General features: G+C 71.0%; 11 protein-coding genes. 4 read left to right on the top strand and 7 right to left on the bottom strand.

Translation table 11 applies throughout. From position 1 onward, the window contains the following. Positions 1-3 precede the first annotated feature (3 nt). Both KCH48_RS05835 and KCH48_RS05830 read left to right on the top strand, forming a co-directional pair. The gene (locus tag KCH48_RS05835) at positions 4-483 is read left to right on the top strand and encodes a MarR family winged helix-turn-helix transcriptional regulator (RefSeq protein WP_210571046.1); all 480 of its coding nucleotides are present in this window, start codon (positions 4-6) and stop codon (positions 481-483) included. Positions 484-649: 166 nt separating this feature from the next. Next, positions 650-1558 carry an SDR family oxidoreductase gene (locus KCH48_RS05830; protein ID WP_210571045.1) on the top strand — a complete coding sequence of 303 codons (909 nt, stop codon included), beginning with the start codon at positions 650-652 and terminating at the stop codon, positions 1556-1558. Positions 1559-1575: 17 nt separating this feature from the next. Here KCH48_RS05830 and KCH48_RS05825 read toward each other — a convergent pair whose 3' ends face one another. From KCH48_RS05825 to KCH48_RS05810, 4 genes are all read right to left on the bottom strand, one after another. Next, positions 1576-2220 carry a DedA family protein gene (locus KCH48_RS05825; protein WP_210571477.1) on the bottom strand — a complete coding sequence of 215 codons (645 nt, stop codon included), beginning with the start codon at positions 2218-2220 and terminating at the stop codon, positions 1576-1578. A 139-nt stretch (positions 2221-2359) separates the two neighbouring features. After that, on the bottom strand, positions 2360-4837 hold the full coding sequence (locus KCH48_RS05820) for a beta-glucosidase (protein ID WP_210571044.1): 2478 nt from the start codon (positions 4835-4837) through the stop codon (positions 2360-2362). Positions 4838-5037: 200 nt separating this feature from the next. Next, positions 5038-6789 carry an RICIN domain-containing protein gene (locus tag KCH48_RS05815; RefSeq protein ID WP_307840815.1) on the bottom strand — a complete coding sequence of 584 codons (1752 nt, stop codon included), beginning with the start codon at positions 6787-6789 and terminating at the stop codon, positions 5038-5040. Between the two features lie 343 nt (positions 6790-7132). Beyond that, a complete protein-coding gene (locus tag KCH48_RS05810; protein WP_210571476.1) occupies positions 7133-7570 on the bottom strand; it encodes a DUF4442 domain-containing protein in 438 nt (145 codons plus the stop codon). A gap of 135 nt (positions 7571-7705) precedes the next feature. Here KCH48_RS05810 and KCH48_RS05805 point away from each other — a divergent pair, with 135 nt between their 5' ends. Next, positions 7706-9019 (top strand): MFS transporter, encoded by a 1314-nt coding sequence (locus tag KCH48_RS05805; RefSeq protein ID WP_210571042.1) that lies wholly within the window; start codon positions 7706-7708, stop codon positions 9017-9019. A gap of 104 nt (positions 9020-9123) precedes the next feature. On the opposite strand, the gene KCH48_RS05800 is transcribed toward KCH48_RS05805, so the two are convergent. The 3 genes from KCH48_RS05800 to KCH48_RS05790 all read right to left on the bottom strand — a co-directional run bounded on the left by KCH48_RS05800 (position 9124) and on the right by KCH48_RS05790 (position 12300). Beyond that, on the bottom strand, positions 9124-9969 hold the full coding sequence (locus KCH48_RS05800; RefSeq protein WP_210571041.1) for a spermidine synthase: 846 nt from the start codon (positions 9967-9969) through the stop codon (positions 9124-9126). Positions 9970-10090: 121 nt separating this feature from the next. After that, positions 10091-11260, bottom strand: a complete 1170-nt coding sequence (gene tuf, locus KCH48_RS05795; RefSeq protein ID WP_210571040.1) for an elongation factor Tu — start codon at positions 11258-11260, stop codon at positions 10091-10093. Positions 11261-11577: 317 nt separating this feature from the next. Continuing rightward, positions 11578-12300 (bottom strand): DNA alkylation repair protein, encoded by a 723-nt coding sequence (locus KCH48_RS05790; protein ID WP_210571039.1) that lies wholly within the window; start codon positions 12298-12300, stop codon positions 11578-11580. A gap of 49 nt (positions 12301-12349) precedes the next feature. On the opposite strand from KCH48_RS05790, the gene KCH48_RS05785 reads away from it, so the two are divergent. After that, a complete protein-coding gene (locus KCH48_RS05785; RefSeq protein WP_210571038.1) occupies positions 12350-13123 on the top strand; it encodes a TVP38/TMEM64 family protein in 774 nt (257 codons plus the stop codon). Positions 13124-13136: the final 13 nt, after the last annotated feature.

Genomic DNA, 13136 nt, shown 5'->3' with positions numbered 1-13136 from the left:
ACCATGCCCCGCCCCACACACCGCACCCCCTCCACGGCGAGCGAGGGGCCGATGAGCTACGCGATCTTCCAGCTCGCCCGCGCCCACCGCGCCCGCGCCGCCGCCATGCTCCGCGAGATGGACCTGCATCCGGGACAGGAACTGCTGCTGATGCAACTCCTCGACCGGGACGGCCAGACCCAGTCCGAACTGCTCGAAAGCGTCGGCCTGGACCACTCCACCGTCTCCAAGTCCCTGCGCCGCATGCAGGACGCCGGCCTGCTCGTCCGCGAGCCGGCCGAACACGACCGGCGCGTCCTGGTCGTCCACCTCACCGACAAGGGCCGCGCCCTGCGCGAACCCATCGCCGCCATGTGGCGCGCCCTGGAGGAGACCTCCGCACTGAACCTCTCGGCACAGCAGGCGGAGAGGTTCGTCCGCACCGCCTACGCCATCGCCGACGCGATCAACAGCGGCGCTCTTCCCCGGGACGAGTCCGCGTAACTCCCCTCGGCGCGAAGCCCGGTAAGCCGCGCCGCCAAATTGTGGCGCGCCCCCCGCTCATCCCGGCACATCAGGGAGTACGGGCTGAGCGGGGCCTCAGACGGGGACCCTGCCCCACCCACTCCCCCCATCCCCCACCACTGACCTGCTGGAAAGTGTGATCCCCATGACCACCACCCTCCCCGTCCTCGTCGTCGGCGCGACCGGCTCCCTCGGCGGCAAGGTCGTCGACGAACTGCTGGGGCGCGGCAAGAACGTCCGTGCCCTGGTCCGGCCGACCACCGACGCGAGCAGGCTCGAGAAGCGAGGTGTCGAGATCGCCCGCGGCGACATGCTCGACCTCGACTCGCTCGTCACTGCCATGAACGGCGTTGACGCCGTCATCACCACCGCCGCCGGCTACACCCGCGGCGGCAAGAGCGCCCACGACATCGACACCGTCGGCAACGCCAACCTCGCCGAGGCGGCCCACCGCGCCGGCATCCGACGGTTCGTCCTGACCAGCATCCTCACCAGCGACCAGACGCCCCAGGTCCCGCACTTCTGGCACAAGAAGATCGCCGAGGACAAGCTCGAACAACTCGGCGTCCCGTTTGTCGCGCTGCGCCCGGGGGCCTTCCTCGACCAGGTCGCGACCATGGCGGGCAACCCGATCGACAAGGGCCGGCTGATCTGGGTGGCCAAGGCCGGCGTCCCGCTGACCTTTGTCCACACCGCCGACCTCGCGGCGTACCTGGCGGCCGCCGTCGACGCCGAGGCCGACAACGGCGAGCGCATCGACATCGGCTGGGACCGCCCGGTCAGCATGCGCGAGGTGGCCGACCTGATGGGCCGCCGGGCCGGAAGGAAGATCAAGGTGTGGGCCGTCCCCTCCATCGTCGTCCGCGCGGCAGGAGCCGTCGTCGGCCGCTTCAACCCGGTGGTCAAGGACATGGCCGCGATGTTCGGCTGGTTCGACACCGGACGCTACGTCGCCGATCCCCGCCGCCAGGAGCAGCTGTTCGGCCCCGCCCCCACCGCCGAAGACGCCCTCGCCCGGTACACCGACGAGCTGGGCACGACGCAGCACCGGTGACGGGGCCGCGTCCGGTTCTACTCGCCGACGCCTACCGGTTCCGGTTCCTGGTGTGCAGGTGCTGCCTTCTTCGCCTTGCGCTTGATGATGAGCATCGATGTGAGGCCGATCAGGACCGCTGCCACCAGGCCCAGCCAGGAGAAGCGCTTCAGCCAGGACTCGGCTACGACGCCGACGTAGTAGATGACGGCGGTCGTGCCGCCGGCCCAGAGGATGCCGCCGAAGACGTTGGCGATGAGGAACTTCCAGTACGGCATGTGCAGTACGCCGGCGAGGGGGCCGGCGAAGATGCGGAGGAGGGCGACGAAGCGGCCGAAGAAGACGGCCCACATGCCCCACTTCTGGAAGGAGCGCTCGGCGGTGGCGATATGGCCCTCGCTGAAGTGCTTGGGGAACTTCTTGCCGAGCCAGGCCAGCAGGGGGCGTCCGCCCTTGCGGCCGATGGCGTAACCGATGGAGTCGCCGATGATGGCGCCGGCGGTGGCGCACGCTCCGAGGATGAAGGGGTCGATGTCGCCGTGCTGGGAGGCGAGCAGCGCGGAGGAGACCAGGATGATCTCTCCCGGCAGCGGGATGCCCAGGCTCTCCAGGCCGATCACCACACCCACCAGTACGTAGATGGCGATCGGAGGTACTGTCTCGAGCCATTCCTGGACGTGCAACGCCGCTTCCTCCCGATTCGGGTCCTGCTTCATTTCCCGGCGTACGCCCTGGTCCGGGCGCACGCCGGGAAGCCTACCGGGTCACACTGACACCACGGCGTCCCACAGGTTGCGGGTGTTCAGCGGGTGCTCTCCAGCCCTATCCGCGTACCTCTCCGAGCCCCCGCAGCCGCAGATCCCGTGCCGACGCCCCGACCCACACCACACGCAGGCCCGTGCCGAGGGCCCAGTCATGGCGGTTCGGGTCCCATGAGGAGAGGGTGCGGGCGGCGACGTGCACGGTGACGCGGCGCTGTTCGCCCCGGAGCAGGGAGAGCCGCCGATAGGCGCCCAACACCCGTACCGCCTGGTCGAGTTGGAGGTCGGGCGATTTCCCGACGTACACCTGCGGCACGGCGACACCGGCACGCCGGCCCGTGTTGCGGACGGTGAAGGTGACGTCGAGCCCGCGGCCGGCGGGGCGCACGGACAGGTCCTCGTAGGAGAAAGAGGTGTACGACAGCCCGTGCCCGAAGGGGAACAGGGGCGGCACGCCCTCGGCCTCGTACCAGCGATAGCCGAGGTGGATGCCCTCCGTGTACTCCTCACGGCCGCCGACACCGGGGTATCGGGCGGCGTCGCGGGCGACGGGATGGTGGTCGTCGTCGACGGGGAAGGTCTGGGTGAGCCGCCCGCCGGGGTCGCAGTCGCCGAACAGGACGGCGGCGGTGGCGGCGGCGCCCTCCTGGCCCGGGTAGTACATCTGGAGCACGGCGCCGGTGCGGGTGAGCCAGGGCATCGAGGTGGCGGACGAGGTGTTGAGGACGACGGTGGTGCGCGGGTTCGCCGAGGTCACCGCGTCGATCAGCTCATTCTGGTGGCCGGGGAGCGCGATGGTGGTGCGGTCCTGGCCCTCGGTGGCGTCCTCGTAGGCGAACAGGACGACATGCCGGGCGGCGCGCGCGGCCCGTACCGCCTCGGCGACGTCCTGCGTGCGGATCGCGCCGGTGGTGTGCCGCAGCCGGAACAGCTGGCCGGTGTCCCCGCCCCGCGCGGTGATCTTCAGGGCGTGCTTGCCCTTGGTCAGCTGCAGGGTCGTGCGCCGCACGGACAGCTGGTCGGGCGCGGTGTAGATGAGGCCGCCGCTGAACCATTCGCCGTAGCCGGGCTTGACCGGGAAGAGTTCCTTGCCGTCGACGAGGACCTTGGGGCGGAGGTCGGCCGCGCCCGAGTAGTGGATGACAAAGGTCCATTCATCGGTGTCGGAGACGGTCAGTTCACCGTCGTACGTCCAGGTCTTCCCGGCACCGACGCCCTGGCCCTCGCTCTTGAAGCCGGGTGAGAGCGCGGACGCCGGGAGCGGTCTGCCGTACAGGTCCTCGCCGAGCGCGTACGTCACCCTCCCTGCTCGTCCGGCGCGCGCCCGGATCGCGTCGAGGGGGCTGTCGGCGCGGTCGGGGACGACATGGGCGCTGCCTCCGCCGCTGACGAAGGGCAGTTCGCCGGTCGGGCCGATCACCGCGATGTCCCCGGCGGTCAGCGGGAGGGTGCCTCGCTCGTTGTGCAGCAGGGTCGCGCCCGCCTTGGCGACCTCCAGGGCGACGGCCGCACCCGCCTTGGCGTTCCGGCCTGGGCGGGTCGGAGCGCTGCCGCCGAGCAGGCCGAAGCGGTCCATCACGGTGAGGATGCGGCGTACGGCCTGGTCGATGTGGAGCTCGGGCACGGTGCGGTTCTGCGCGGCCTTCTTCAGGGCCTCGCCGTAATAGACGTCGCCCGGCATCTCCATGTCGAGCCCGGCGGTGAGGGACTTGGCGGTGCTGTGCGCGGCCCGCCAGTCCGTCATCACCCAGCCGTCGAAGCCCCATCGGGTGCGCAGGATGTCGGTGAGGAGGGCCTTGTTCTCGCAGGCGTAGGTGCCGTTGACCTTGTTGTAGGCGCCCATGACCGCGCCGGTGCCGGCCTGCACGGCCGCTTCGAAGGGACGCAGTTCGGTCTCGTGCATGGTCTGCTCGTCGACCCGCACATCGACGGTCGTGCGGTCCTTCTCCTGGTTGTTCATCGCGAAGTGCTTGACCGTCGCGATGAGTCCCTCGCCTTGGATGCCCTCGATCTCGGCGGCGACCAGGTCGGAGGAGAGCAGCGGGTCCTCGCTGAAGGTCTCGAAGTTGCGGCCCGCGTACGGGGTGCGGATCAGGTTGACCATCGGGGACAGCAGGACGTCCTGGCCGAGGGCGCGGCCCTCGCGTCCGATGACCTGTCCGTACCGGCGGGCGAGGGCGGGGTCGAAGGCGGAGGCCAGCAGGACGGGTGCGGGTAGGGCGGTGGCGTGCTTGGTGACGCGGACTCCGGCCGGACCGTCGGCGAGGCGCAGGGGCGGGATGCCGAGGCGTTTCACTCCGGGGACGTAGCCCGCCTGGCCGAGCGTGGCGGGGTCGGTGGCGCCGTGCAGCAGGGAGATCTTCTCGTCGAGGGTGAGCTTGGCGATGAGCGCCTCGACGCGGGGTGCGGCGCCCGCACCGGGCTTGCCCTGCGCGTGGGCGCGCGACGGCGGGGTGAGGCCGCCGGAGGCCGCCGTGGCGACGGCGATCGCTGCGCCCAGCAGACGCAGGGTGGATCGCCGGGAGACGGTGTCGGTCATGGGCCGTCACTCCTTCGGTGTGCGGGCACGACGGTGTGACCGCGGACGCGCCGGGCGCCCGTGGCTGCATTCGCCCTCTGAAACGCACTATGCGCCAGAACCGACTTGACACTCCGTTAGACACCACGGGCGCGACGGGAAAACTGCGTGCGAGGGTGGCTCGTGTTAATGAGTCATCTTCAGGGCACGTAACCCTGTGATCAGTGCAGAGCGGCTTCAAGAGTCGCGACGACGGAGTCGGTCGCTGCCGAAGCCGCGTGCAGTACACGTCCCTCGACCGGAAGATCGCCGGCATGCGCTCCCGGCGCCTCGGCCTCGGATTCGTCCCCAGCCCCGGCCCCGGCTTGGACGGAACGCGTCTGGTACCGCTCGGGCGGATCGTCCGGACCCTGCTCCGAGGGCCGGTCCGGAGTCTTCCGCACCTCCGGCTCGGGGGCACTGGACTCGTCGGGCGCGTCGCTCCCCGGGTTGAGCACCCACCTCTGGTCCGGGGATCCGTCCCGGTCGGTGACGACCACGTCCTTGCCCGGGCCGGGTGCGACGGCCTGCCCGTTGCGCCAGCGGAGCAGCAGCTCGCCGTGCACGGTCAGGTCGTACTGCACCTGCCCCGCGTGCACCACACACCCGGCCAGCGCGACCGATCCCCGGTCGGCGTCGGAGCCGAGGCAGAGGGTCGGATCGGCGAGGCTGCGCAGCAGACCGTCGTTCTCGTACGACCACTGCTGCGATCCGGCGGACGAACAGGCCGCCAGTACGGCCGCCGTACCGGGCTCCACCCGGCCGTCGCGCACATCGAGGCACGCGTCGGCGGCCGGGTTGTGGAATCTGCCGTGCCCGACCTCCGACGGCCGCTGCGCGGAGGCGGACGACGGCTGGGACGCCGTGCTCGGCCGGCCGGAACTGCCGCTGGGCACACCCCAGGTGGCCTGCGCGCCGGGGACACCGTTGTCTTCGGACCAGCCCTTGGCGGTGAGCACGGTGGCCAGCAGCGCGAGGGAGGTCAGGCCGACTCCGACGACGACGGCCTTCTTGTGCCGTCGGGCCGGGGCGAGGAGGCCGCCGGGTGCGGGACGGTGGCGGCCGCCGCTTCTCGGACGGGCGAAGGCGCGTGCGGCGGGCAGTTCCCGGCCCCCGCCGCGGCCGGGCCGTGAGTCGAGATAGCGGACCGCGCCCCAGCCGAGCACCGTTTCGGCGAGCAGCACTTCCAGGCCGCCCTCGAAATGACTCAGCTGCTCGGCGGCGTGACGGCAGTACCGGCACTCCGCCAGATGGCGTCGGACATCCGGCAGCAGCGCTCCGCCACGGCGAATCGGGACATCGAGGAGGCGGTTGTAGAAGCGGCATTCCGCGGAGGGCGCGAGTTCCCGGTGGGCGCGTACACAGCCCGCCCGGAATTGCTCCCGAGCCTGCTCGAGAGCGGCGGTCGCGGTGCCCGAATCCACCCCCAACAGACCAGCTGGTACGGATATGGGGTCGGCTTCGGCTTCGGTGTGCCAGAGCAGGCATTGCGAAGCCCCCGGAAGGGCTCCGAAAGCGCGCTCGGCGAGCCGCCGCCTTTCGGGCGTCACGGAGCGCGCCGCGAGCAGTCCGCGACCACCGGTCGGTTTGCGGAGTTCGGGCAGCACCGTGGAAATGCTCTCCTCGGCGGCCCACTCCTTGACCGTGTCCCGTACGGCCGCGAGGAGGCGGGGCCGCAGCGCGCCACCGGTGGGCCGGCCGAGCACTCGATGGAACGCCGCGGTGGCCGCCATCGTCGCCGAACTCTCCGTGGAGGCCAGGCAGATGACTGCGTAGTCGTATGTCGCCCGCCAGTGCCGGGTCAGCAGCAGCGCGACGGCTCGGCAACCGCCGTCGGGTCCGTTCAGCTGGGCGACGAGATTGCGGTCGGACTCCCCCTGGCTCGCTCCGGGCCGCGGCGGGTACGGGGGCCGTGGGGGGTTGGGAGAATGCACTGAGCCATTTCCTTCCAAGCCGCTGGACGGCAATGTGAATGACATCCGTCGGAAAGCAGGCGCCGGATTGGTGCAGACCGGAGAAAGACCCTGACCTTTACCTTCTCGCGGGAGGATCACTTTCGCACAAGCGCCTGACAGGAAACAAGAAGTTCGAGTGACCGATGTTCAAAACGCAAGAAATTCAGACTGTTACCAGCGGTATCCGCACCCGCATTCGAAAAATGCCGGGGTATGGCCGTCAAGTTGTGTGCGTCCAAAGCCGGTTGGCACACGAAATCTCCAACTTATGGCGAAGGCCCCGGGACGCGCCCGGGGCCTTCGTCTTCTTCACTGCCGACGGTCAGCCATTGGGCCGGAGCGTCCACACCACGGTCATCTCGCCGGTGACGGCACCGTCCTCGCGCTGGATGGCGACGGTCACCGGGAACTCCGGGCGCTTGCCCTCGTCGAGTTCGGCGACGATGTCGGCGGCCGGGCGGCCGAGCGTCGCGGTGGCCCGGACCGGCCCGAGCGCGATCTTCTTGAAGGCGATCTCGGCGTTCACCGGGAGGGGTACGGCCCGCGAGAGCTGGTCCCCGAAGGCGGCCAGGACGATCGCGCCGCTGGCCGACTCGCCGAGGGTGAACATCGCTCCGGCGTGCGGACCGCCGACGTGATTGCGGTACTCGCTCTGGTCCGGGAGGGCCAGCACGGCCTTCTCCGGAGTGGTCTCCAGGTACTCCAGGTTCAGGGTCCGAACCATCGGCACCGTGGCGGCGAGCAGTTCGCCGATCGACATCTGGTCTGCGCTCATGACCGGCATGTTACCCACGAGTAGCCCACGGTGGCCAGATCTGTGTGGCCGGAGTCATCACGTCCCTGACGACCGGAAACGGGTTTGGCAAGCAGGGGCCGGGGCGGGGATAGTCGCCCGGTGACCTCCGCCGCCGAATCCCGCGCCCGACGCCCGCGCAGGCCCGAGTGGGCGGGCCGCAACTACAGCCTGCTGACCGCCGCCGCGGTCGTCACGAACCTCGGCAGTCACGGCGCGCTGATCGCCGCCGCGTTCGCCGTGATCGAGACCGGCGGCGACGGCGGTGACGTGGGCCTGGTGGCCGCCGCCCGCACGCTGCCGCTGGTGCTCTTCCTGCTGATCGGCGGCGCCGTCGCGGACCGGTTGCCCCGGCATCGCGTGATGGTCGCGGCGAACGCCCTCAACGTCGTCTCGCAGGGCGCGTTCGCCGTGCTGGTCCTCGCCGGCGAGCCGCAGCTGTGGCAGATGATGCTGCTGACCGCGCTGGGCGGCACCGGTCAGGCGTTCTTCAGCCCGGCCGCGGAGGGCATGCTGCTGTCCACGGTCAGCGGGGAGCAGGCGAGCCGTGCGTTCGCGGTGTTCCGGATGGCGATGCAGGGGGCGGCGGTGGGGGGCGCGGCCCTCGGCGGCGCGATGGTCGCCGCGATCGGTCCCGGGTGGGTCCTCGCGGCCGACGCCGCCGCCTTCGCGGTCGCCGCATCGCTGCGGTCCTTCCTCGACGTCGGCCACATCCCGCCGCGCGAGCCGGGCGGCGGGCTCCTCGCCGATCTCCGGGAAGGCTGGCGGGAGTTCACCGGCCGGCCGTGGCTGTGGGCCGTCGTCGTGCAGTTCTCCGTCGCGAACGCCGTCGTCGCCGCGGCCGAGGCGGTCTACGGTCCCCTCGTCGCCCGGGACCACCTCGGCGGGGCGGGCCCCTGGGGTCTGGCACTGGGCTTCTTCGGCGCGGGCACGGTGGCCGGCGCACTCCTGATGACCCGCTGGAAGCCACGCCGTCTCCTCCTCGCCGGCACCCTCTGCGTCTTCCCCCTCGCCCTGCCCGCCGCCGCCCTCGCCGTGCCGGTACCGGTCGCCGCGCTGTGCGCGGTGATGTTCGTGACCGGGGTGACGCTCGAGGTCTTCGGCGTGTCCTGGATGACCGCGCTCCATCAGGAGATCCCCGAGGACAAGCTGTCGCGGGTCGCCGCCTACGACTGGTTCGGCTCGGTCGCCTTGGTGCCGCTGGCGACAGCGCTGGCGGGTCCGGCCGAGGAGGGTCTCGGGCGGACGAACGCGCTGTGGGGCTGCGCGGCACTGGTCGTCGTGGTGACCGCGGCAGCGCTGTGCGTGCCGGACATTCGGAACCTGCGCCGCACCACTACACCCGTGACCAAGGGAGCGCCGGGTGCCGACAACGGCTCAGCCGACGCCGAACGCCCCGTCGGGGGGCTCGGGTGACGCCACGGCGTCCGCGTCCCCGACCGGACGCGCGGCGCCCGTGAAGTGCCGTAGAGCGAGCCCGTGTTCGACGCGGGCCAGGAAGGCAACGCCGGGAGCACCGCTCAACCGATGCCGAACGCCCCGTCGGGGGGCTCGGGTGACGCCACGGCGTCCGCGTCCCCGACCGGACGCGCGGCGCCGGTGAAGTGCCGTAGGGCGAGCCCGTGTTCGACGCGGGCCGGGAAGGCGTCGGCGGCGGTGAGCCGGGTCAGCGCGCCGATGTCGACGGGATGGTGCGCGGCGACGAGGACCGCGTTGCCGAAGCGCCGGCCGCGCAGGACGGCCGGTTCGGCGATCAGCGCCAGCTCCTGGAACACCGTGGCGAAGGTGGCGAGTTGGGAGCGCAGGAAGGTGAAGGGCGTGGCATCGGCGAGGTTGGCGAGATAGACGCCGCCTGCTCGCAGCACCCGGTCGGCCTCCGCGGCGTAGGCGACCGACGTCAGATGCGCCGGCACACGTGAGCCGCCGAAGACATCCGCGACGATGACGTCCGCCGACCCGGCGGGCGCGTCAGCCAGCCACGCACGCGCGTCCGCGGCATGCAGGGCGATACCGGCCCCGTCCGTGAGCGGAAGCTGCTCGCCGACCAGCTCCAGCAGCGCCCGGTCGGCCTCCACGACGTCCTGCCGGGAGCCGGGCCGCGTGGCCGCCACATACCGGGGCAGGGTGAGCGCTCCCCCACCGAGGTGCAGGACGTCCAGCGGACTCCCCGGTTCGGCAACGGTGTCCAGGACATGCCCGAGCCGCCGCGCGTACTCGAACTCCAGATGCGTCGGCTCATCCAGATCGACGTACGACTGCGGCGCCCCGTCGACGGTGAGCAGCCAGGCCCGCTTCCGGTCGACATCGGGCATGAGCTTGGCGATGCCGTGGTCGACCGTCCTGGTCACGGGTATGGATTCGTTCACTCCCCCATTGTGCGGTGAGTGTCCCCGCCCAGGGGCGCGGGGCTGTGTCGATTTGCGGCTCCGCCGCGTGGGCGCGACCAGCCACAACGGCCCCGCAGTCCCCCACACACCTGTGCCGCCCTCAGACAAGGGCCGTAACGGTCCCCGCCCCCACCGTCCGTCCGCCCTCACGGATGGCGAACCCGAGCCCCGGCTCCAGCGGCACCTCGCGCCCGAGCTCCACGGTCATCGTGACCGTCTCCCCGGGCCGCGCGACGCCCACCTCACCGAGGTCGATGTCCCCCACCACATCCGCCGTACGGATATAGAACTGAGGCCGGTAACCGGAGGAGACAGGCGTCGTACGCCCACCCTCACGCGCCGACAGGACATACACCTGCGCCGAGAACCGGCGACTGGGCACGACACTGCCGGGTGCGGCCACGACGTGCCCGCGCCGGACCACATCACGGGCGACTCCCCGCAGCAACAGCGCCACGCTGTCCCCCGCCTGCGCCTCCTCCATCGGCTTGCCGAAGGTCTCCAGGCCGGTGACCACGGTGTCGACGGAGGCGCCGAGCACTTCGACCCGGTCGCCCACACGGACCGTGCCCCGCTCGACGGCGCCCGTCACCACCGTCCCCCGGCCGGTGATCGTGAGCACGTTTTCGACGGACAACAGGAACGGAGCGTCCACGTACCGCTCCGGCATGGGCACATACGTGTCCACGGCGTCCAGCAGCGCCTCCACGGACGCCGTCCAGCGCGGGTCGCCCTCCAGCGCCTTCAGCCCGGAGACCCGTACGACAGGCGCCGCGTCACCGCCGTACCCGTGCCGGGAGAGCAGGTCACGGACCTCCAGCTCGACCAGGTCGGTCAGCTCCTCGTCGCCCGCGTCGGCCTTGTTCAGGGCGACGACGATGTGGTCGACGCCCACCTGCCGGGCGAGCAGCACGTGTTCGGCGGTCTGCGGCATGATCCCGTCGAGCGCGGAGACGACGAGGATCGCCCCGTCGAGCTGCGCGGCCCCGGTGACCATGTTCTTGACGTAGTCGGCGTGGCCCGGCATGTCCACGTGCGCGTAGTGCCGGGTGTCGGTCTCGTACTCGACGTGCGCGATGTTGATGGTGATGCCGCGCGCGGACTCCTCCGGCGCCCGGTCGATCCGGTCGAACGGGACGAAGGACGCGGCGCCGCGCTCGGCGAGGACCTTGGTGATGGCGGCGGTCAGGGTGGTCTTGCCGTGGTCTACGTGACCCATCGTGCCGATGTTCAGATGCGGTTTGGTGCGCACGTATGCCGTCTTGGACATGGCTGTACCTCGAAGTCTCTGTCGCAAAGCCTCTGTGTGGAGAGCGGGGACCCCAAGGACTTGCCGACCCTCCCCCTGCGGGGTCCGCCGGACGATCCGGAGAGGGTCAGCTTCGGGCGCCGTCGGCGGCGGCCAGGAAGATCGCGACGGCAGCCTTCGGAGCATCCGCGACTGCGGATGCTGCAACGACGAAGGCGTACCGGAACATGGCTCCGATCATTGCCGACGCTTTGCCCGACGTCGAATGATTTATCGGGGCAGAGGAGAGGCAAAGGTGGCGGGGCAGAGGAGTCGGGGCAGCCGAGTTCAGGCTCCGTTCAGGCTCCGATGTTCTTCAGCGCCTCCCGCACCGACAGCGGCGCGAGCCTCCCCTGCTCCTGGGCCACGAAGGCCCGTACGGCCTCCGGATCGGTCTTGGCGTACTGGCGCAGACACCAGCCGATGGCCTTGCGGATGAAGAAGTCCGGGTGGCCCGACTGACGCAGGCAGTAGGCGAAGAGACGCTCGGTGTCGGTGTGTTCCTTGTAGAGCAGCTGGTGAAGCAGGGCCGTGCGGGCGATCCACAGGTCGTCGTCGGCGATCCAGGCGTCCATCTCGGTCTTCAGCTTCGGGTCGGCGGCGACCAGGCCTCCCACTACGTGGCAGGCGAGTGCGTCGACGGTGTCCCACCACGGGACGGTGCTCACCAAGTGCCGGGCCACCGGCAGGAAGTCCGAGGAACAGCGGCCGATGTGGCGGCGCAGATAGTCGACGGCGAAGTAGTGGTACTCCCGCTCGGGGAGCTGCCAGCAGCGCAGGGCGACCGCGGTGCAGTCGGTCTCGTCGGGGCGGGGAACGCCCTCCAGGACGATGCGGGACAGGGCGCGCCGCTCCGGTGTGACGAGGCCGAGGAAGGGAGCGACGTCCTTCATGTACGCCCGCAGGGCCACGGCGCGTTCCGGGTCGGCCGCGGCGGCATAGGTGGCGGTGAGCCGCTTCAGGACGGTGTCGGCAACATCGCTGCGGGGTACATCCGTTGTTCCCCCTCCTGTGACGCCCATGAGACGAACCATACGGCGATCACACACCTGAGTCGGTTAGTGTCGCCGAATGCTCGATGCCACCACCCGCTCTGGGGGCACCGCACCCACGGTCGCTCGCCCGGCCGACGCCACGGAGCTCGCCGACCTCGCCGTACCCACTCCGGGTGGCTTCGCCACGCGCTGCACGAGAGTCCTGCTGTCGCCGTGGTCGCGCCTGTCCCTGCTCGTCGCCCTGCTGGCGGCGGCCGGGGCATCGGTGCTGCTCTTCGAGCCCCAGAAACTCATGGCGCAGGGCTGGCCGCCACAGATCGGCGGTCCCACGGCGGTGGTGATCTTCGCGGTGGCGTACGGCCTGGTCACCGTGGCGTTCGTACCGCGGCCGCTGCTGAACCTCGCGGCCGGCGCGCTCTTCGGCTCGGCCCTGGGCCTGCTCGCCGCCATCACCGGCACGGTGATCGGGGCCGCGATCTCCTTCGCGCTCGGCCGGATGCTCGGCCAGGACGCCCTGCGCCCGCTGCTGCGCGGCCGGTTGCTTCATGCGGCGGACAGGCAGTTCAGCAGACACGGTTTCCGGTCGATGCTCGCGGTGCGGCTGTTCCCCGGGGTGCCGTTCTGGGCGGCGAACTACGCCGCCTCCGTCTCCCGCATGGGCTACTTCCCGTTCCTGCTCGCCACGGCGCTCGGTTCGATGCCCAACGTCGCCGCGTACGTCGTCGCCGGCGCCCGGGCCGGGGCGCCGACGTCTCCGGTGTTCCTGATCGCGGTGGCCGCCATAGCTCTGCCGGCCCTCGGAGGCGCGGTGCTGGCCTGGCGCAAGCGCCACCACCTGCGCCGCCGCTGAACCGGTGCGGGTG

The sequence above is a fragment of the Streptomyces sp. GESEQ-4 genome (assembly GCF_017948455.1).
Classification (GTDB): Bacteria; Actinomycetota; Actinomycetes; order Streptomycetales; family Streptomycetaceae; genus Streptomyces.
Note: the sequence above shows the minus strand (reverse complement) of the source record. Positions and strands in the feature narration are given on the sequence as shown.

What these genes read in the sequence shown, in the direction of transcription:
- KCH48_RS05835 (WP_210571046.1), top strand. Translation starts at nt 4, where the DNA reads ATGCCCCGCCCCACACACCGCACCCCCTCCACGGCGAGCGAGGGGCCG.
- KCH48_RS05830 (WP_210571045.1), top strand. Translation starts at nt 650, where the DNA reads ATGACCACCACCCTCCCCGTCCTCGTCGTCGGCGCGACCGGCTCCCTC.
- KCH48_RS05820 (WP_210571044.1), bottom strand. Translation starts at nt 4,837, where the DNA reads ATGACCGACACCGTCTCCCGGCGATCCACCCTGCGTCTGCTGGGCGCA.
- KCH48_RS05810 (WP_210571476.1), bottom strand. Translation starts at nt 7,570, where the DNA reads ATGTCGATCGGCGAACTGCTCGCCGCCACGGTGCCGATGGTTCGGACC.
- tuf (WP_210571040.1), bottom strand. Translation starts at nt 11,260, where the DNA reads ATGTCCAAGACGGCATACGTGCGCACCAAACCGCATCTGAACATCGGC.
- KCH48_RS05790 (WP_210571039.1), bottom strand. Translation starts at nt 12,300, where the DNA reads ATGGGCGTCACAGGAGGGGGAACAACGGATGTACCCCGCAGCGATGTT.
- KCH48_RS05785 (WP_210571038.1), top strand. Translation starts at nt 12,350, where the DNA reads ATGCTCGATGCCACCACCCGCTCTGGGGGCACCGCACCCACGGTCGCT.